Origin of the sequence: Cellulosimicrobium protaetiae (assembly GCF_009708005.2) — a bacterium.
Taxonomy (GTDB): Bacteria; Actinomycetota; Actinomycetes; order Actinomycetales; family Cellulomonadaceae; genus Cellulosimicrobium; species Cellulosimicrobium protaetiae.
Genome location: NZ_CP052757.1, coordinates 52,686 through 71,714 on the forward strand (window position 1 = coordinate 52,686; position 19,029 = coordinate 71,714).

General features: G+C 75.7%; 14 protein-coding genes. 3 read left to right on the plus strand and 11 right to left on the minus strand.

What is annotated here, in order from left to right; all coding sequences use genetic code 11:
- Positions 1-164: 164 nt before the first annotated feature.
- The 7 genes from FIC82_RS00225 to FIC82_RS00255 form a co-directional block, all read right to left on the minus strand.
- Positions 165-1,994: an FAD-dependent oxidoreductase gene (locus FIC82_RS00225; protein WP_154797109.1), complete on the minus strand. Its 1,830-nt coding sequence runs from the start codon at positions 1,992-1,994 to the stop codon at positions 165-167.
- Positions 1,991-4,273 carry a molybdopterin-dependent oxidoreductase gene (locus FIC82_RS00230; RefSeq protein ID WP_154797110.1) on the minus strand — a complete coding sequence of 761 codons (2,283 nt, stop codon included), beginning with the start codon at positions 4,271-4,273 and terminating at the stop codon, positions 1,991-1,993. The genes FIC82_RS00225 and FIC82_RS00230 overlap by 4 nt, the downstream gene beginning before the upstream one ends.
- 145 nt (positions 4,274-4,418) lie before the next feature.
- Entirely contained in the window at positions 4,419-5,927 is a 1,509-nt protein-coding gene (locus FIC82_RS00235; protein WP_154797111.1) for an MFS transporter, read from the minus strand.
- A gap of 200 nt (positions 5,928-6,127) precedes the next feature.
- Complete coding sequence (locus FIC82_RS00240) at positions 6,128-7,666, minus strand: dihydrolipoamide acetyltransferase family protein (RefSeq protein WP_168731342.1); 1,539 nt, start codon at positions 7,664-7,666, stop codon at positions 6,128-6,130.
- Between the two features lie 65 nt (positions 7,667-7,731).
- Entirely contained in the window at positions 7,732-8,724 is a 993-nt protein-coding gene (locus FIC82_RS00245; protein ID WP_154797112.1) for an alpha-ketoacid dehydrogenase subunit beta, read from the minus strand.
- On the minus strand, positions 8,721-9,914 hold the full coding sequence (gene pdhA / locus FIC82_RS00250; protein ID WP_418884339.1) for a pyruvate dehydrogenase (acetyl-transferring) E1 component subunit alpha: 1,194 nt from the start codon (positions 9,912-9,914) through the stop codon (positions 8,721-8,723). The genes FIC82_RS00245 and pdhA overlap by 4 nt, the downstream gene beginning before the upstream one ends.
- A gap of 214 nt (positions 9,915-10,128) precedes the next feature.
- A complete protein-coding gene (locus FIC82_RS00255) occupies positions 10,129-10,395 on the minus strand; it encodes a DUF805 domain-containing protein (RefSeq protein WP_154797113.1) in 267 nt (88 codons plus the stop codon).
- Between the two features lie 90 nt (positions 10,396-10,485).
- Here FIC82_RS00255 and FIC82_RS00260 point away from each other — a divergent pair, with 90 nt between their 5' ends.
- Both FIC82_RS00260 and FIC82_RS00265 read left to right on the plus strand, forming a co-directional pair.
- Positions 10,486-10,764 (plus strand): type II toxin-antitoxin system Phd/YefM family antitoxin, encoded by a 279-nt coding sequence (locus FIC82_RS00260; RefSeq protein WP_154797114.1) that lies wholly within the window; start codon positions 10,486-10,488, stop codon positions 10,762-10,764.
- Positions 10,761-11,162 carry a PIN domain-containing protein gene (locus FIC82_RS00265; protein WP_253691301.1) on the plus strand — a complete coding sequence of 134 codons (402 nt, stop codon included), beginning with the start codon at positions 10,761-10,763 and terminating at the stop codon, positions 11,160-11,162. Before FIC82_RS00260 ends, FIC82_RS00265 begins: the two co-directional genes overlap by 4 nt.
- Position 11,163: 1 nt before the next feature.
- On the opposite strand, the gene hisC is transcribed toward FIC82_RS00265, so the two are convergent.
- Positions 11,164-12,243, minus strand: coding sequence for a histidinol-phosphate transaminase (gene hisC / locus FIC82_RS00270; protein ID WP_168731343.1), 1,080 nt, complete (start codon positions 12,241-12,243; stop codon positions 11,164-11,166).
- Between the two features lie 159 nt (positions 12,244-12,402).
- Here hisC and FIC82_RS00275 point away from each other — a divergent pair, with 159 nt between their 5' ends.
- Complete coding sequence (locus FIC82_RS00275; RefSeq protein WP_154797115.1) at positions 12,403-15,471, plus strand: winged helix-turn-helix domain-containing protein; 3,069 nt, start codon at positions 12,403-12,405, stop codon at positions 15,469-15,471.
- On the opposite strand, the gene FIC82_RS00280 is transcribed toward FIC82_RS00275, so the two are convergent.
- The 3 genes from FIC82_RS00280 to FIC82_RS00290 are packed head-to-tail and all read right to left on the minus strand — an operon-like array spanning position 15,395 to position 19,028.
- Positions 15,395-16,543 carry a zinc ribbon domain-containing protein gene (locus FIC82_RS00280; RefSeq protein ID WP_154797116.1) on the minus strand — a complete coding sequence of 383 codons (1,149 nt, stop codon included), beginning with the start codon at positions 16,541-16,543 and terminating at the stop codon, positions 15,395-15,397. The two genes, FIC82_RS00275 and FIC82_RS00280, sit on opposite strands and share 77 nt — an antisense overlap.
- On the minus strand, positions 16,540-17,088 hold the full coding sequence (locus tag FIC82_RS00285) for a phage tail protein (protein ID WP_168731344.1): 549 nt from the start codon (positions 17,086-17,088) through the stop codon (positions 16,540-16,542). Before FIC82_RS00285 ends, FIC82_RS00280 begins: the two co-directional genes overlap by 4 nt.
- Positions 17,085-19,028, minus strand: a complete 1,944-nt coding sequence (locus FIC82_RS00290; protein ID WP_168731345.1) for a putative baseplate assembly protein — start codon at positions 19,026-19,028, stop codon at positions 17,085-17,087. The genes FIC82_RS00285 and FIC82_RS00290 overlap by 4 nt, the downstream gene beginning before the upstream one ends.
- Position 19,029 lies beyond the last annotated feature (1 nt).

Sequence of the window (19,029 nt, forward strand, 5' to 3'; positions counted from 1 at the left end):
TACGGACGGGCGATTTCGCGGCCGTGCCCCGTCGGTTGCCCGTCCGTAACGGTGTTCTCACCCGGACGCGCACCGCCGTGTGAGGTCGGGGTAGCCGTGCGAGATCGGCGGGTCGTGCCGAGATCGGCGGTCGGGAGTGCCGATCTCGGCATGACCTGCCGACCTCACGCGCTGAGGCCGACGCGCGCCGAGGCCGCCTCGCCCTGCGGCTGCTCCGGGTCGGCCTTCGCGAGCCAGTCGACCAGCCCGCACACGACGTCCTTGCACCCGCCGCAGCCCGTCGTCGCGCGCGTGGCCCGCGCGACGTCGTCGACGCTGCGGGCGCCGTCGTGCCAGCACCCGACGACGTCGCCCTTCGTCACGCCGTTGCACGTGCACACCGTCGTGCGGTCGGGCATGTGCGTCGGGGACGACGCCGGCGCGGGAGCCTGCGCGACGGGCCGGAGCAGCAGATGGGCCGGGTCGGCCGGCACGGGGACCCGGCGCGTGTAGGTGGCCGTGAGGTCGGCTCCCACGTCCGGCGCGCCGACGCACGTCGCCCCCACGAGCAGCCCGTCCGCGACGACCACCTCGACGTGCCGGCCCGACGCGGGGTCGCTCAGCGTCACGGAGCGGTGGGCGGGGTCCGGCGCGCGGCGATCGCCGCACACGCCCATCGTCACGATCTCGAGCCCCGCGGCCTTGACGCGCACGACGTCGGTCCCGGTCGTCGAACCCCCGCCGGAACCGAGGTTCGCGGCTCCGCGAGGACGCTCGTGCCCCGCGGGACCAGGCTCCGCGGAGCCGGTGCCGGAGCCCGACGACGCCTGGCCCGGCACGGTGGTCGCCCCGAGCGGGCGCGCGACGACGTTCATGGCGAGGCGCAGCGCCATGCTCGGCCGGTCGGCGTCGACCAGGCGGACCCGGGGGCGGCCCGGCGCCGCCCCCAGCGCGGCGCCCGACCTCCCCGCGCCACCCGGCTCTGCCGCCTCGGCGACCCGTCCCGCGACGCATTCCGCGAGCCGACGCGACTGGTCCCACCCCTGCGCGATCAGCCCCGTGCCACCCTCGGGCGGCTGGGCGCAGTCGCCGATCGCGAAGACGCGCGGGTCGTCCGGGCTGGCCAGGTCGTGCCCGACGACGACCCCCCGGTCGACCGCGAGGCCCGCCGCACGCGCGAGCCCGGCCTCGGGCACGGTGCCGCACGCGAGCACGAGCAGGTCGGCCTCGAGGTCGACGAGCCGCGTCGCATCGTCCCCGGCTCCCGCTGGGCCGCCGCCCGGGCGGGCCGACGGCCCGGCAGGAGCCCCGCCGTCGGGCACCCGGAGCGTCACGCCGCGCACGGAGCCGTCCGCCACGACGACGCGCTCGGTGCTCGCGCGGGTCCAGGTCCGCACTCCGAGGCCGGCGAGGCTGCGCGCGACGACACCGCCCGCGGCGCGGTCGAGCTGGCGGTCCATGACGCTCCCACCCCCGTGCACGAGGCTCACCGCGACGCCGCGGCGCGCGAGCCCGCACGCGACCTCGAGCCCGAGGACACCTGCCCCGACGACGACGGCGTGGCGGGCGTTGAGCGACGCCGCGACGATCTCGCGCGCGTCGTCGAGCGTGCGCAGCGCGTGCGCGCCCCGCGGGAGCCCGCCGGGCAGGTCCGTCAGGCCCGGCAGGTCGGGGACCCGCGCGGCCGCCCCGGTCGCGAGCACGACGACGTCGTACGGGTACACGCCCTCGCCCGTGACGACGCGGCGCGCGGCGCGGTCGATCGCGATGGCCTCGGTGCCACGCCGGACGGTGACACGCGCGTCGTCGGCGCCGGGCAGCCCGATCGCCGCGACGTCGACCTTTCCCGCGACGACCTCGCTGAGCAGCACGCGGTTGTACGGCTCGTACTCCTCGGCCCCCAGCACGGTGACCTCGACGGCGGCCGTCCCCGGGGAAGTACCGCACCGCGCCACGAGGTCGCTCGCGAACCGCGACCCGACCATGCCGTTGCCGACCACGACGACGCGCGTCATGCGCCCACCTCCTGCGGGTCGGGTGCGCGCCGCAGGTCCACGGCGCACACCTTGAACTCGGGCATGCCCGAGATCGGGTCGGTCGCGTCGGTCGTGACGCGGTTGACGCTCCCCTCCCCGCTCCAGTGGAAGGGCATGAAGACGGTGTCCGGGCGGATCCGGTCGGTCCAGCGCGCGACGGCCTCGATCTCGCCGCGACGCGTCGTGAGGCGGGCACGGTCGCCGTCACCGACCCCGAGCCGCACGCCGAGGAGCGGGTGCAGCTCGACGAACGGCTCCGGGACGAGGCGGTCGAGCTCGGGAACACGGCGCGTCTGGGCGCCCGACTGGTAGTGCTGGAGCACGCGACCGGTGACGAGGTAGAGCGGGGCGTCGGGGCGTACGTCGTCGCTCGGCCCGACGTGGTCCACCGCGACCATCCGCGCGCGTCCGTCCGGGGTCGCGAACCGGTCGAGGAACGTCCGCGGTGTCCCGGGGTGCTCCGCCGCGGGGACCGGCCAGTACAGCCCTGGGCCGCCGTCGCGCTCGTCCGCATCCAGGCGCGCGTGGCTGAGCCCCGAGTAGTCGGCGACGCCGCCCGCGGAGGCGCGCGCGAGCTCGTCGAACACGACGGCGGGGTCGGTCGGGAAGGACACGTCCGAACCCAGGCGGCGCGCGAGCTCGGCGAGGATCCACAGCTCCGAGCGCGCCTCGCCGGGCGCGTCGACGGCGCGACGGCGGCGGATCACGCGCCCCTCGAGCGACGTCATGGTGCCCTCCTCCTCGGCCCACTGCGTCACGGGCAGCACGACGTCGGCGAGCAGCGCCGTCTCGGACGGCACGAGATCGCACACCACGAGCAGGTCGAGGGCGCGCAGGTTCGCGGCGACCCGATCCGCGTCCGGGGCACTCACGACGACGTTCGACCCGTGCACGAGGAGCGCGCGCGGACGCACCTCGGCCGGTTCTCGGTCCTGGGCCGGGGTGCCCAAGGACTGCAGCAGCTTCACCGCGGGCATGCCCGGGCCGGGGATCGTCGCCGGGTCCACGCCCCACACCGCCGCGACGTGAGCGCGCGCGGCCGGGTCGTCGATCTTGCGGTAGCCCGGGAGCTGGTCGGCCTTCTGCCCGTGCTCGCGCCCGCCCTGCCCGTTGCCCTGGCCCGTGATCGCGCCGTACCCGGAGCCCACGCGGCCCGGCAGCCCGAGCGCGAGCGCGAGGTTGATCGCGGCCGTCACCGTCGCGGTGCCCTGCGACGACTGCTCGACGCCGCGCCCCGTGAGCACGTAGGCACCCGCGCCGCCGTGGGCGGGCGACGCCGCGGCGAGGAGACGCGCGACGTACCGCAGCCGCTCGGCCGGGACCCCGCACACCGTCTCCGCCCGCTCGGGCCACCACGCCGTGACGGAGCGCCGGACGTCGTCGAACCCGGCTGTCCGCGCCGCGACGTACTCCTCGTCGACGAGCCCTTCCGTGACCACGACGTGCAGCAGCGCGAGCAGCACCACGAGGTCGGTGCCGGGCACGGGTTGCAGGTGCACGCCCTGGTCGCCCACCGGCCCCGCGCCCGGAGGTGGGACGGGGAGCCCGGGCGAGCGGCCGTCGTCGGGCGCGCCCACCGGCCCGACGACGTCCCCGGGCTCCCCCGTGAGCGCCGCCGTCGCGCTGCGGCGCGGGTCCACGACGACGAGCCCGCCCCGCGAGCGCACGCCCGCGAGGTGCTGGACCGACGGCGGCATCGTCTCGGCGAGGTTCGAGCCGAGCAGGAGCACGGCGTCCGCACCGCCGAGGTCGGCGAGGGGGAACGGGAGCCCGCGGTCCGCGCCGAACGCCCGGTTCGCGCCCGCGGCCGCGGACGCCATGCAGAAGCGCCCGTTGTAGTCGATGTTCGCGGTCCGCAGCACGGTGCGCGCGAACTTGCCGAGCGCGTAGGCCTTCTCGTTCGTCAGGCCCCCGCCCCCGAAGATCGCGACCGCGTCCCGGCCGTGCTCGGCCTGGACGCGCTCGATCCCTCCGACGACGACGTCCAGCGCCTCGTCCCACGACGCCGACCGCAGCTCGCCGTCGGCGCCGCGCAGCAGCGGGGTCGTGATCCGGTCGGTCGCGCGGAGCACCGTCGCGCTCGTCCAGCCCTTCTGGCACAGGCCGCCGCGGTTGGTCGGGAAGTCGCGCGGGGCGACCGTCAGCGGGAGGGACGACGCGCGGTCGCCGCGGTCCGGCCGCGGACGGACCTGCGCCGCGCCGTCCGGCGACGCGGGTGCGGCGCCGGGCTGGACGCCGTCAGCCGGGGACAGCCGCATGCCGCACTGCAACGCGCAGTACGGGCAGTGGGTGTCCGCGGCTCGCGGGGCTCCGGCGCGCGAGGCGACGGCCGGTGCCGCGCCGGGGGCCTCAGAAGTCCCCGGCGCGGCGGTCGTGGGAGCGGACGGCACGCGTGGCCTCCGCTCAGATCCCGGCCGACGCGAGCGCCGACCCCTTGCGCAGGTACACGGCCCAGGCGACGACCGCCATGACCGCGTACATCCCGATGAACGTCCACAGCGCCGGGACGAGCGAGCCCGCGAGGCTCGTCGAGGCCGCGAAGCCGCGCGGGATGAGGAACCCGCCGAAGGCGCCGATCGCGCCGGCGATCCCGATGCACCCCGCCGCGGCCTTGCGGGCACGGGCACGGGCCTCGTCCAGCGCGGTGGCGTCGACAGCGGTCGAGCCGTCGAGCGCACCGCCCGGGACGGCGCTCGCCTGGAAGACGGCGGGGATCATGCGGTAGGTCGAGCCGTTGCCGATCCCCGTCGCGACGAACAGGACGAGGAATGACGCGAAGAAGAGCCCGAAGCTGTGCGACTGGAGCGCCTGGATCGCGCCGAACGCCCCGAGCGCCATCACCCCGTACGACGCGATGGTGACGCGCGTGCCGCCCACCCGGTCCGCGATGACGCCGCCGAGGGGTCGCGTGACCGAGCCGACGAGCGCACCGAGGAACGCGATCGACAGCGTCACCTCGGGGAACTGGCCCTTGAGCAGCATCGGGAACGCCCCGGCGTAGCCGATGAACGACCCGAACGTCCCGATGTAGAGGAACGAGATGATCCACGTGTGCTTGTTCCGGGTCGCGGCGGCGAACGACTTCGGGTCGGCCTTGGCGGTGGACAGGTTGTCCATGAAGCGCCACGCGAGGAACGCCGCGAGCAGGATGAACGGGATCATCATGAGGCCCGCGCGCTCGAGCGCGACGCCCGCACCGGCGACGATGACGAGCGGCACCGCGAGCTGGACGACCGCCGTCCCCAGGTTGCCGCCCGCGGCGTTGAGGCCCAGCGCCTTGCCCTTCTCCCTCTCCGGGTAGAAGAACGAGATGTTCGCCATCGACGACGCGAAGTTCCCGCCGCCGAACCCGGCGAGCGCTGCGACCGCGAGCATCACGCCGAAAGGCGTCCCCGGGTCCTGCACCGCGACCGCGAGCGCCGTCGTCGGGAGCAGGAGCAGGAGCGCGGAGACCACGGTCCAGTTGCGGCCGCCGAACAGCGGCACCGCGAACGTGTACGGGATGCGCAGCGTCGCGCCGACGAGGCTCGGCACGGCGATGAGCCAGAACTGCTGGTCGACCGTGAACGCGAACCCGGCCGCGGGGAGCTGCGGTACGACGATCGACCACAGGGCCCAGACCGCGAAGCCGAGGAACTCCGCGAACACCGAGATCCACAGGTTGCGCGTCGCGACCCTCCGGCCGCCGTCGCGCCAGAACGTCGGGTCCTCCGGGTCCCAGCGGTCGATCCAGCGGCCCGAACGACGGGCCGGGGCGGCCGTCGTGCGGTCGGCCGTCGTGGCCGTCGTCGGCCCGACGGCGGTCGTGGCCTCGGACGCGGACGTCCCGACGGTCGCGGTGGTCGCGGCGCCGGAGGGGTGCTCTGCGGACTGCTCACCCTCGTGAGTGGTGGGGCTCGTGGGCGCGGACATGGCGGCTCCTTCAGCAGGTCCCGGTCAGTACCCAGGACGCTAGGAACGCCGTGTTTCCCCGGCGCGCGACCACCGTTAAGCCCGTGTGAGGTCTTCCGCACACCACCGGCCCGCCCCTTGTGAGAGGCCGGTGCGCGGTCCCGCGAAGGCGAACCCTGATCGCGCGAGGTAGAACCCTGGTCGGCTGGAAGAAGCGGGGGTCAGCCCCAGACGAGGCCTCGGGCCGGGTCTTCCAGGACCTTCGCGACGTCGGCCAGGACGCGCGCGCCGAGCTCGCCGTCGACGAGGCGGTGGTCGAAGCTCAGGGCGAGCTGCGTGACCCAGCGCTTCTTGATCTTGCCCTTGTGGACCCACGGCTGCTCGCGGATCGCGCCGAACGCGAGTATCGCGGCCTCGCCGGGGTTGAGGATCGGCGTGCCGGTGTCGATGCCGAACACGCCGACGTTCGTGATGGTGATGGTGCCGTCGGACATGTCGGTGGGCGACGTGCGGCCCGCGCGCGCGGTCGCGGTGAGGTCCGCGATCTCGCCCGCGAGGCCGTGCAGGTCGAGGCGGTGCGCGTCCTTGATGTTCGGCACGACGAGCCCGCGCGGCGTCGCGGCCGCGATCCCCAGGTTCACGTAGTGCTTGTAGACGATCTCCTGCGCGGCGTCGTCCCAGCTCGCGTTGATCTCCGGGTGGCGGCGCACCGCGAGGAGCAGCGCCTTCGCCGTGACGAGCAGCGGGGTGACACGCACGTCGGCGAACTCGCGGTCCTCGCGCAGGGTGTGGACGAGGCGCATGGTCTTGGTGACGTCGACGGTGTGGAACACGGTGACGTGCGGGGCGGTGAACGCGCTCGTCACCATCGCCTCGGCCGTGCGCTTGCGCACCGACTTCACGGGGACGCGCGTCTGGCGGCCGTCGGGCGTGACGGCGCCGGTCGCGAGCCACGGTTGGTCGTCGTCGGCGTACGTCGCGAGCGGCTGCGCCTTCGCCTGCTCGTGGTACGCCTGCACGTCCTCGCGCGTGACGATCCCGCCCGGACCCGTGCCCGCGACGCTCGCGAGGTCGACCCCGAGATCTTTGGCGAGCTTGCGGACCGGCGGCTTGGCGAGCACGGGCAGGTGCACGTGCCCGACGGCGGCGCTCGCCGGCGCCGGTGCGGTCGCGCGGGGTGCCGCGGCGGGCACGCTGGGTGCTGCGGGTTCGGGGGCGCTGTGCACGGGGCCCGACGCCGCGGGCGGGGCCGTCGGGGCGGGTTCCGTGGCGCGGCGACGGCGACGCGCCGAGCCCGGCTCGACCGTGCCGTAGCCGACGAGCACCGAGCCGGACCCGCCCGCCGCCGGAGCAGCGCTCGCCGCCGGGCCGTCGACACCCGCGCCGGTCGCGGCGGGCGACGCCGCGCCGTCGGGCCGGTCACCCGCGGAGGGCGAGGCGGGAGCCGGAGCCGCGTCCGCGCCGTCGGGCACGACGCCAGCCGGCGCCTTGGGTGCAGACGGTGCCGACCCCGTGGGGTCGGTGTCCACGACGATGATCGGCACGCCGACCTCGACCGTCGTCCCCTCGGGCGTGAGGATCTCCGTGACGACGCCCGTGTACGGCGACGGGAGCTCGACGAGCGACTTCGCCGTCTCGATCTCGACGATCGTCTGGTTGACCGTCACGGCGTCGCCGACGGCGACGTGCCACTGCACGATCTCGGCCTCGGTGAGACCCTCGCCCGCGTCGGGGAGGTTGAACTTCTCGAAGGTGGGCACTGCGTGGTCCTCCTGGGGGATCCCGGTCGGCGCTGTCGAGGTCGCTCGATGTCGCTACGGCCGCGTCAGAACGCGAACGCGCGGTCGACGGCGTCGAGCACGCGGTCGAGGCTCGGCAGGTAGTCGTGCTCGATCTTGGCGACGGGGTACGGGGTGTGGAACCCGCCGACGCGCAGCACGGGCGCCTCGAGCGAGTAGAAGCACTCCTCGGTCACGCGGGCCGCGACCTCGGCGCCCGAGCCCAGGTAGGTCGGGGCCTCGTGCACGACGACGCAGCGCCCGGTCCGGCGCACGGACTCCACGACGGTCGCGGTGTCGAGCGGGGAGATGCTGCGCAGGTCCACGACCTCGATGCTCCGGCCCTCCTGCTCGGCGGCCGCGGCGACGCGCAGGGCGGTCGCGACGGTGGGGCCGTACGCGACCAGGGTGAGGTCCGTGCCGGGTCGCACGACCTGCGCGCGGTCGAGCACGGTCGAGCCCTCGCCCCGGCCGGAGGCGGCGACGGGGCCCTTCTCCCAGTAGCGCCCCTTGGGCTCGAAGAACAGCACGGGGTCCGGTGAGGCGATGGCCTCCTGGATCATCGTGAACGCGTCCTGCGGGGTGGACGGCGAGACGACGCGCAGGCCGGCGGTGTGCGCGAACAGCGCCTCGGGGCTCTCGCTGTGGTGCTCGACGGCGCCGATCCCGCCGCCGTACGGCACGCGGATCACGACGGGGACCTGGAGCTTCCCGCCCGAGCGGTAGCCCATCTTGGCCAGCTGCGTGGTGATCTGGTCGTACGCCGGGAAGATGAACCCGTCGAACTGGATCTCGCACACGGGGCGGTAGCCGCGCAGCGCGAGGCCGATCGCGGTGCCGAGGATGCCCGACTCGGCGAGGGGCGTGTCGACGACGCGGTCCTCGCCGAAGTCCTTCTGCAGCCCGTCCGTCACGCGGAACACGCCGCCGAGCGCGCCGATGTCCTCGCCCATGAGCAGGACCTTGGGGTCGTTCTCCAGCGACCGGCGCAGGCCTTCGTTGATCGCGCGGGCGAGGGTCAGGGTCTTGGTCTCGCTCATCGGGCCACCTCCGCGGCCGGCTCCTCGAAGGACTGCTGGTAGTCGGCGAACCACGCCTTCTCGCGCTCGACCACGGCGTTCGGGGTCGCGTAGACGTGGTCGAACATGGTCGACGGGTCGGGCGCGGCGAGCGCGCGCACCTCGTCGCGCAGCCGCTCGCCGAGCGCGTCGGCCTCGGCCGCGACGTCGGCGGCGAACGCGTCGTCCCACGCGCCCTCGGCGCGGAGCAGGTTCTCGAGCCGGTCGATCGGGTCGCGACGGCGCCAATACTCCTCCTGGGCCCGCGAGCGGTACTTGGTCGGGTCGTCCGACGTCGTGTGCGCGCCCATGCGGTACGTGAACGCCTCGACGAACGTCGGGCCGCCCCCGGTGCGCGCCCGCTCGAGCGCCTCGGCGGTGACGGCGTAGCACGCGAGGACGTCGTTGCCGTCGACCCGGACGCTCGGGATGCCGAACCCGCCGCCGCGGCGGTAGAGCGGCACGCGCGACTGCTTGGTCGTCGGCTCGGAGATCGCCCACTGGTTGTTCTGGCAGAAGAACACGACGGGCGCGTTGTTCACCGCCGCGAACACGAGCGCCTCGTTGACGTCGCCCTGCGAGGTCGCGCCGTCGCCGAAGTACGTGACGACGGCCGTGTCACGCCCCGGGTCGCCCGAGCCGACGAGGCCGTCGCGCTGGACGCCCATCGCGTACCCGGTCGCGTGCAACGCGTGCGACCCGATGACGAGCGTGTACAGGTGCACGTTGTGCTCCGTCGGGTCCCACCCGCCGTGGTCGACGCCGCGGAAGAGTCGCAGGCGCGCCGTCGGGTCGATGCCGCGCACGTGCGAGACACCGTGCTCGCGGTAGGACGGGAAGACGTAGTCCTGCGGGGCGAGCGCGCGGCCGGAGCCGATCTGCGCGGCCTCCTGGCCCTTCGACTGCGCGAACAGGCCGAGCTCGCCCTGGCGCTGGAGCGACGTCGCCTCGTCGTCGAAGCGGCGCGTGAGCACCATGTCGCGGTAGAGACCGCGCAGCGCGGCGGCGTCGAGGTGGGCGACGCGCTCGCGGTAGGCGTCGGTCTCGGGGGTCGTGACCCGGGCGCCGGCCGGGGTCACGAGCTGGAGCAGGGGGGCGTCGTCGGGGCCGCCGGCGACGTCCGGAAGGTCGGGGGGCGTGCTCACGCCGTCCGCTGCGTCGTGGTGCGTCACGCGGATCTCCTTCGGTGCGCACCTGCCGGTGGCGGCGCGCTCGGGGGCAAGGAGACGCCCGGGTGACCGGGCGTCGTCGGAACCTACGTCTCCGTAGCCTACGCAAGCGTAGGCTACGACACCGTAGGGAAGGCCCCCGACGCGTCGGCCAACGTCCCCCCGGACGCTTTGGAGGGAACCTCCAATCCCGCTGCCCTGCGGCGGCAAGCCCGCGCTACCGCGAGTACGCACCGCCCGACCGCAGCGCGTCGCGCTCCCGGAGCACGGGCCAGCGCGAGAACGCGAACACGAGGAACATGACGACGTTGAGGATCGGCACGAGGCCGACGAGGATCCACCAGCCCGAGTAGCCGGCCTTCTGGATGATCCGGATGTAGGCGATGAAGAAGATCACCGCCACCGCGACGTAGACGACGAGCGCGGCGGTGCCGAAGGCCCAGCCGTACTGGTCCACGAACTGGTCGTACTCCACGTTGTCCATGCCGCGAGTGTTCTCGCGCCGTCGGCCCACGGCAACCCGGGCCGCCCAGGGATGTAGACCAACGTCTACATCCGGTCGTAGCCTGGACGTATGGAGACCGTCGGCACCCGCGAGCTCAAGCAGAACCCGAACGCCGTCATCCGCCGCGTCCTGGACACGGGCCAGGAGATCGAGGTCACGGCGTACGGAACCCCGACCGGTGTCCGACTCGTCCCCGACCGCGGCCGACGCAGCGCCCGGTGGGTCCCGGGGAGCGACCTCGTCGGCGTCCCCCCGATGAGCCCGGCGAACGCCGAGGACCTGGTGAGCCAGATCGAGCATGCACGCGAGGACGACCTCGTCCGCGACCCGTGGGAGGACCGGCCGTGATCGTCCTGCTCGACACGAACGTCCTCGTCGACCTGGCCCGCCACGATCTCGATCCGCAGGCGTCGTACGGCGCGAGCATCTTCTCCCGGGCCGAGCTCGAGCTCGGGATCCGCGCCGCACGCTCCTCCGTCCAGGCGGCCGAGCGCCGTCGGCACCTCAACGACCTCGACGACCGGTTCGACTGGATCGATTTCGATCTCGACTGCACCCGCTCCTACGGCCTGCTCGCAGCACACGCCAAGGGCCGCGTCACCGGCGCCCGGGTCCGCGGCAAGGACGCGCTCATCGCCGCGCAGGCGCACCGGCACGGCGCCGCGGTGATGACCGCGAACCGCGACGACTTCCGCCCTTTCGAAGAGCTCGTCCAGGTCCTGTCGCCGCGTCGGGCGGAGGCCTGACCTACAACCAGGTGGCGCTCACGCGGAGGAAGAGGTCAGTCGCCTCGGGTTCGCCGACGCTCACGCGCAGGCCCTCGCCCGCGAACGGGCGCACGATCGCCCCCGCCGCGCGGGCTTCCTCCGCCCGCTGCATCGTGCGCTCGCCCAGGTCGAACCACACGAAGTTCGCCTGCGACTCCGGCAGCGCCCAGCCCTGGTCGCGCAGGCCCTCGACGAGGCGCGTGCGGTCGGCCACCAGGTGCTCGACCCGCTGGAGCAGCTCGTCGCGCGCCGCGAGCGACGCGAGCGCGGCGCGCTGCGCGACGTGCGAGACGCCGAACGGCGTCGACACGGCACGGATCCCCGCCGCGAGGCGCGGCCGCGCGACGGCGTACCCGACGCGCAGGCCCGCCAGGCCGTACGCCTTGGAGAACGTGCGCAGCAGGACGACGTTCGGGTGCTGGGCGTGCACGGCGAGGCCGTCGGGCGCCTCCGGGTCGCGCACGAACTCGAGGTACGCCTCGTCGAGCACGACGAGCACGTCCGACGGGACGGCCGCGAGGAACGTCTCGAGCTCGTCGCGGTGCACGACCGGGCCGGTCGGGTTGTTGGGCGTGCACACCATCACGACGCGCGTGCGCTCGGTGATCGCGGCGGCCATGGCGGGCAGGTCGAGCCGGCCTGCGTCCGCCCCGGTCCGCAGCGGCACCTGCACCGACGTGCCGCCCGCGACCGCGACCGCGATCGGGTACGCCTCGAACGACCGCCACGGGTAGACGACCTCGTCGCCCGGCCCGACGACCGTCTGGAGCACGTGCGCGAGCACCGCGACGGAACCGTTGCCCACGACGACCTCGTCCGCGCCGACACCCAGGTCGGCCGCGAGCGCCTCCGTGAGCTCGGTCGCGTACATGTCCGGGTAGCGGTTCACGTCCGCGGCGGCGTCGGCGATCGCCGCGACGACGGACGCCAGCGGCGGGTACGGGTTCTCGTTCGAGGAGAGCTTGAAGGCCGCCGCACCGGGGGCGACGCGGGCTCCCGGGACGTAGGCCGGCAGCGCGGCGACGGCGGGACGCAGGGGGACGCGGGGTTCGTGGGCCACGGTCCTCGATCATGCCACCCGGTCGCGCCGGTGCGGGAGCAGCGACGGGCCGAGGGGCGCTCGCCGGGTGAAACCTCGGCCCGGACCGTCCCGCGACGGGAGGTGCTTCGCTCCCTATCATGAGAGGTCCGGACTCGAGGGACGGGGGCGTCGACACGGATGACTGCCACGCCCGAAGGCGCCGCGCTCCCGCCCCGACACCCCGCCCCGGACGTGCCGGGGCTCGCCCGTCCACGGCTCCTGCGGCAGCTCGACGGCGCACGCGTCGCCCTCGTCGTCGGCGCCCAGGGCTCGGGCAAGTCGACGCTGCTCGCGCAGGCGGCGGCGCTCAGCGGTCGTGACGTCGCCTGGGTGCGCTACGGGCCCGACGGCCGCGGGGTCCTGCGGGCGACGACGACGCCGCCCCCGCGGCCCGTGCGGGAGGTCGCCGGCCTCGGTCACGTGACCGACCCGGCGCAGGTCGCGCGGCTCGCCCGCGAGCCGCTCCTCCTCGTCGTGGACGACGCCCACCACGCCATCGGGACTCCCGACGAGGCCGCGCTCGCCAGCCTGCTCGCCGACGCTCCGCCGCAGGTCTCGGTGCTCGTCGCGGCCCGTCGGCCCCTGCCCCGCAACCTCGCCCGGTACGAGCTCGCGCCCCCCGTCGTGCTGACCGACCCCGCGCTCCGGTTCCGGTCGTGGGAGGTGGAGCGCCTGTACCGGGAGGAGTACGGCATCGCGCTGGAGCACGAGGACGTCGCCGCGCTCACGTGGCACACGGACGGGTGGGCGGCCGCCCTGCACCTGTTCCACCTCGCCGTCGCGGACGACCTGCCGGGCGAGTGCCGACGGGCGATCCGCCGGCTGGCGCACCGCCAGCGGTTCGCGTGGGAGTACCTGACGACCCAGGTGCTCGCGACGCTGCCCGTCGAGATCCAGCGGTTCCTCCACACCACCTCGCCCCTGGAGCTGCTCACACCGGCGCGGTGCGACGCGCTGTGCGGGACGGACGACTCCGCGGAGCTCCTGCGCGACGCCGCGCGGGCCACGTCGCTCCTGCGACCCGTGGGCGACGGGTACCGCCTCCACCGCGTGCTGCGCCGCCACCTGCTCACCGCGCTCGCGGACGAGATGTCCGTCGAGCAGGCCCGCGCGGTGCACGCGCACGCGGCCGACGTCCTCGAGCGCGAGGGTGCGCGGACCGAGGCGCTGCGCGCACGCGCACGCGCCCACGACGTCGAGGGCGTGCGCCGCCTGCTGCCCTTCATGACCGTGGGCGCGCTCGACGGGGGCGAGCGCGACTTCGGTCCGACGTTCGGTCCCGACCTCGTCGACGCCGACGGCGGGGTGCTCCTCGCCCACGTGCGCGAGCTCGTCGCCGACGGCCGGGTCGCGACAGCGATCCGCGTCCTCGACGGGGCCACCGGCCGCACGGACGTGGACCCGGTCGACCTCGCCGTCGTCCGCCACGCGATCGTCGGCCTGCACGGCGACGACCCGGCCGAGCCACCGGTGCCCGTCGACGTCGGCGGGCCGCTCACCTGGTCCCAGGTGGTCGTCTCCGCCGCGCTGGGCCAGCCCGCGTCGGCGGTCCCCCACGCGCGGACCCTGCGTCAGGGCGGCGCGCTCGCTGAGGGGGTCGCGCGCCTCCTGGGCGGCGACCAGCGCGCGGGTCGCGAGCTGCTGCGGGAGGCCGCGGGCGACGTCGACGCGGACGCGACGATGATGCTCCTGGCTCAGCTCCTGGCGGCGACCCTCGCGGGCGAGCGACCGCCCGACGGCCTGGCCCCGCATCTCGACCGCCTCCACGCGGAGGCCGAGCGCCGCGGGAGCATCTGGCTCGCACGGATCATGCACGGCGTGGTCGCGGCGTTCGACGGCGACGCAGCTCCGGCGGAGGTGGACCGTGTCGTGGCCGCGTGCGAGCGCGACCAGGACCTCTGGAGCGCCCTGCTCGTCACGGGGGCGCGCGTCGTCGCCCGGGCACGCTCGGGGCACGCGACCCCCGCCGACTGGGAAACGCTCGCGCTGCGGTGCCGCTCGCGCGGCGCGGGCACGCTCGAGGCCTGGGCGCGGGCCTGGCTCGCGGTCGCGGCCGTGGAGGCGGGGCTGCCCGACGCCGGCACGCTCGCCGCGCAGGCGGAGTCTCTCGCGCGCACGGCGGCGGTGCCGGGAGCGCTCGCGGTGGCGTACGTCGCCCTCGCCGGGTGCACGCCGCACGCGCGAGGAGAGCTCCTGCGGCTCGCCTCGTCGACCGCCCGGGAGGCAGGGATGGCGACGGACCCGGGGGCGGGACGGTGGGCACCGGAGGCACCGGAGGCACCGCGCGTCGGCGACGGTCCGCGCCCGGCCGAGCCCGCGCACTCGCCCGGTGGCGAGCACGAGGACACCGTCGGGCAGCACTCGGTCGAGGAGACACGGCCGACGCTCGTCCACCTGCGCGAGGGTTCGTCCGTGCTCACGGTCCGCTGCTTCGGGCGGTTCGAGGTCGCCGTCGAGGGGCGGGTCGTGGACCAGGGCCGGCTGCGCCCGATGGCCCGCCGCACGCTGCGCTTCCTGGCCGTCCACGCGGGACGGGCGGTGCACCGCGAGCAGCTCGCCGCCGCGCTGTGGGGCGAGCGCGACCCGGGGGGCGCGCTGCACGGTCTGCACGTCAACGTCTCCGCCGTGCGCCGCGCGCTCGTGCCCGACGGCGCGCCGCGCTCCGAGGGCCTGCTGCGCCGGGACGGGGAGAGCTACCTGCTGCGGCTGCCACCCGGGTCGGACTGCGACGTGAGCAGGTTCGACCAGCGCGTCTCGCGCGCACGCCGGCTCGAGCGCGAGGACCCGACCGGCGCCGTCGACGCGTGGCAGCTCGCGCTCGACGCCTACGGCGGCGAGCTGCTCCCCGAGGAGGGGACGGCGGAGTGGATCCTGCCGCTGCGCGAGCGGTACGTCGTGCAGGCGGCCGCGGCGGCCGGGGGGCTGGCGGTCGCGGCCGCGCGGGTCGGCGACCCGGGCCGTGCCGCGCACGCCGCACGCCGCAGCGTCGAGCTCGACCCGTGGGCGGACGCGCCGTGGCGCGTGCTCGTCTCGTCGCTCACGGACCTCGGCGACCACGCGGCCGCGGCGCGGGCGGCGCGCGAGTACGCCGCCGTCCTGCGCGAGCTGGGCGTGGCCGACTCGACGGGTCCTACCGACCCCGGAACTCCACCTCCGCGACGGCCACCGACGTCTCGGGCGTCGCCCGGTAGGTCGACACGATCGTGAACCGCACCGCGGCGACGTCGTCCTCGGGCACCTCGACCCGCTGCGGTCCCGGCACGTCGTCGAGCGTGACGCGGTGCTGCGCGGTCGTGCCGTCGGCGCGCGTCACGGTGACGTCGAGCGCACGGGGGCTCGACCCCAGCAGGTACTCCTCCTGCACCGTCGACGTCCCGCCCGTCACGACGACGTGGACGAGGCGGAAGGGCTGGTCGAACGCGAAGTCCACGGTCTGCCCGACGCCGTCGCCCGGCGCCGCGGGCGACCACGCCTGGTCGTTGGTGCCGTCGACGAGCCGCGTGGCGGGTCGGTCGGGCGCCTCGCTCGACGCGGTCACCGTGACGGGGTTGTGGACCTCGCCGCCCTGCAGCCTGTCCTGCACGGTGACGACGCCGCCCCCGACCGTGTCGCGCAGCTGGTAGGCGGCGAACCCGAGCCCGCCGAGGACGAGGACGGTGACGACCGTCTTGGTCGGGAACCGGCGACGGCCCCGGGGGCGGGTCCCGGCGACCGGGCTCGGCCGCGGGTCGGGGTGCCGGAGCCGCTGCCACCACGACCTGCGGCCCTGGACGCGGGCGTCGGCGAGGGCGGCGCCGCAGCGACGGCAGAAGTGCCGGGTCGGCACGTTGCCCGCGCCGCACGACCCGCACACGAGGTCGCCGGCCTCCGGGGGCGGCTCCGCGGGCTCGGCCGTGCGGGGCGCCGGCCGCGCGAGCGGGGCGCCCGGCGGCACGGCGGTGCGGGTCCTCGCAGCGCCCGGTGCGCCCGGGTCCGACGAGGCCGGACCCGGCTCGGTCTGTCGCGGGGCGTCCGGCGGGGTCGCGCCGACCGGCGCGGGCTCCGACGATGCCGGGGCGGTCGCACCCGCGACCGCAGGCGCCGCGGCCGCCGCCGCCCCCGGGGCCGGAGCGGCTGGGACGGCCGCCGCCGCCGTGGTGGGTGGCCCGGATCTCGTGGAGGTCGCGGACGCGGTCGCCTGCGCCGGGTCCTCGTCCCAGACGAGGTAGGTGCCGCACGCCCCGCAGAACGCCTCTCCCTGCTCGTTCGCCTGCCCGCAGGCCGGGCACGTCGTCGTCATCGGTCCTCCACCACCTCGAGCGTGAACGGGACATGGGCCGGGCACGCGTGCGCGACGACGTCGCGCACGCGACGTTCGTCGACGGCCGTCCCGGACGGGACGAGCACCCGGACGTGGAACGCGGGCCCGGGCTCCCCGGGGAGCTCCGCACCGGCCACGGTCGACGCCGTGACCCCGCCGGTGTCGGCGACCTCGACCTCGCCCCCGGTCACGGCCCGGACTGCCTCGGCGACGCCCAGGGCCGTGCCGCGCAGCCGGTGGGTCCGGGCCGCGTGCGCGACGACCGGGCGGCACCGCGCCGTCGGCCACTCCGGGTCGAGGTCGACGCCCACCCACCGGGCGACCCCGTCCAGGTGGTCGCGCGGGGCGAGCCACGGGTCCACGTAGCCGTCCAGACCGTCGAGGGTGAGGAAGACGGGCGCGAGCGCGTCGTCGAACGCCGCGACGAACCGGCCGAGCAGCTCGTCGTCCTGGAGCACGCCCGGCAGGAGCGAGGCGAGCGGCACCGGGCTCGTGAGGCCGGGGACCGCCCCGCGCCCGGTCACGACCCCTCCACGACGCGCACCTGGTGCTGGTAGGAGAACGCGAGCGCCTCGGGCTCGACCTCGACGCGCTGCACCGGGTCGCCCCGGTCCCCGGTGATCGGGTCGGCGGCGAAGAGCTTGACGTCCTCGACCGTCTCGACGCCGTCGACGCGCTGCAGGGCCGCGAACACCTCGCCCGCGTGGATCGCGCGCCCGAACGGCCAGCCCCGCCCGTCGCGCCCGCCGCCCAGCGGGTCGACGTACGTGTACAGGGCGCGCAGCGCCGCGGCCTCGACGGTCGCCCGGCGTGCCCGCGACCGTGCCGACACGCGGGCCACGACGGTGACGCCCTGGTACCGGGGCGGCTCGACGACCACCCGGGCCCCGAGCGTCCGGCGGGGTTCCAGGTGCTCGACCACGCGGGCCAGCAGGTCCGGGTCGGGCACGAGGTCCTCGAACCGGCGCCGCCCGTCGTCGTCCGCAGGCGCCGCCGGGACGACGAGCACCCGCACGCCCTCCGCGACACCCGGGGCGGCGACGCACCGGACCCGCGCGAGGCCGGGCGCCGCCACGCGCGTCAGGTGCTCGTAGTCCTCGGCCGTGACGGCGCGGTCCCGCGTGCGCAGGGCCAGCGGGCCGCGGACGCGCGCCTCGTCGACCGTCTCGGCGTCGACGCCCCCGCGCCCGGCCCGGCGGTTCTCCACCCGGTCGACGAACCCGATGGTCCCGCGCAGCACGCGGATCGCGCCCGCCGCGACGTTCCCCGCGGGGCCGCCGCCCACCTGGTACCGCGGGACGCGCAGGAGAGCGCCCGCGGGGGGCACGGCGCCGTGCAGGACGAGCGTCCCGTCCGCGTCCCGGACCGCGGGCGGCAGGCGGACCTCGCCCGCCGTGCGGTCCACGACGAACACCGCGTCCTGCGGCCCCGCCTCGGCGAAGGACCCGGTCTCGGTCCACGTCTGCCACCCCTCGGCCGTCGCGACCTCCAGCGTCAGGGGGTCCGCGCCGACGACGACGGGCCGGTGGGCGAGCGGGAACGCCTGGCCGGGGACGCCCTCCGACGTGCCCAGCACCTCGTCGGTCACCGTCTCGGCGTGCACGGCCCCGACGGTCCCGCCGACCGTGAACGCGACGACGTCCTTGACGACGGGCGGGGCGCTGTACGCCCGCGCGCCCTCGCCGGGCTCGACGACGCGGCAGCGCAGCCACCCGGCCCGCAGCCCGTCCTCGACCGACGTCGCGTGCGTCGCGGGGACGTGCAGCACGACGTCGCCCGCCCGGTTCAGCCCGCCCGTCCCGTCCGCGTCGACGTCGCACCGCTCCCAGCGGGAGCCGCCCCACGCCTCCCACACGAGCGGTGGCCGCCGCGGGTCGACGCCCACCCCCTGGACGTCGCAGTCGAACCGCAGCGCCACGACGCACCCCGGCGCGGCGTCGTCGAGCCCGACGAGGAGCACGTCCCCGACGGCCGGGGTCTCGGCGAACGCGGGGAACCGCTCACCTGACGTCACGGCGTCGGTCCGGCGCCGCACCTCGCCCTTCGCGCCCCGGGTGCCGAGGTAGGTGCGCTCGCGGGGCGGGATCGTGAGCGTCGCGGTCGTGCGGAACACCACCGCCTCGTCCTGGTCGGTGCGGACCGTCGACACCTCCGTCCCGGCCGGGACCACGACCGGCTCCGGGCGCGGCGCGGAGAGCCGGAAGACGACGTCCACGGTCGCGGCCGTCGCGGGGTGGAGGGTGACGCCGATGAGGTCGAGGAACGCGAGGTACAGCCTGTCCGGCACCCGGTTGAGCCGGTACAGGAGCTGGTCGGTCATGAACGCGAACGTCTCGATGAGCGTCACGCCCGGGTCCGACACGTTGTGGTCGGTCCACTCGGGGCAGCGGGCCTGCACCATCCGCTTCGCGTCGTCGACGAGGTCCTGGAAGCGGCGGTCGTCGAGGTCGGGTGAGGGCAGCACG

Bases quoted from the DNA above. Each gene is read 5' to 3' on its own strand.
- FIC82_RS00225 (WP_154797109.1), bottom strand. From the start codon at position 1,994: ATGACGCGCGTCGTCGTGGTCGGCAACGGCATGGTCGGGTCGCGGTTC.
- FIC82_RS00245 (WP_154797112.1), bottom strand. From the start codon at position 8,724: ATGAGCGAGACCAAGACCCTGACCCTCGCCCGCGCGATCAACGAAGGC.
- FIC82_RS00255 (WP_154797113.1), bottom strand. From the start codon at position 10,395: ATGGACAACGTGGAGTACGACCAGTTCGTGGACCAGTACGGCTGGGCC.
- FIC82_RS00280 (WP_154797116.1), bottom strand. From the start codon at position 16,543: ATGACGACGACGTGCCCGGCCTGCGGGCAGGCGAACGAGCAGGGAGAG.
- FIC82_RS00260 (WP_154797114.1), top strand. From the start codon at position 10,486: ATGGAGACCGTCGGCACCCGCGAGCTCAAGCAGAACCCGAACGCCGTC.
- FIC82_RS00230 (WP_154797110.1), bottom strand. From the start codon at position 4,273: ATGCGGCTGTCCCCGGCTGACGGCGTCCAGCCCGGCGCCGCACCCGCG.
- FIC82_RS00275 (WP_154797115.1), top strand. From the start codon at position 12,403: ATGACTGCCACGCCCGAAGGCGCCGCGCTCCCGCCCCGACACCCCGCC.
- FIC82_RS00235 (WP_154797111.1), bottom strand. From the start codon at position 5,927: ATGTCCGCGCCCACGAGCCCCACCACTCACGAGGGTGAGCAGTCCGCA.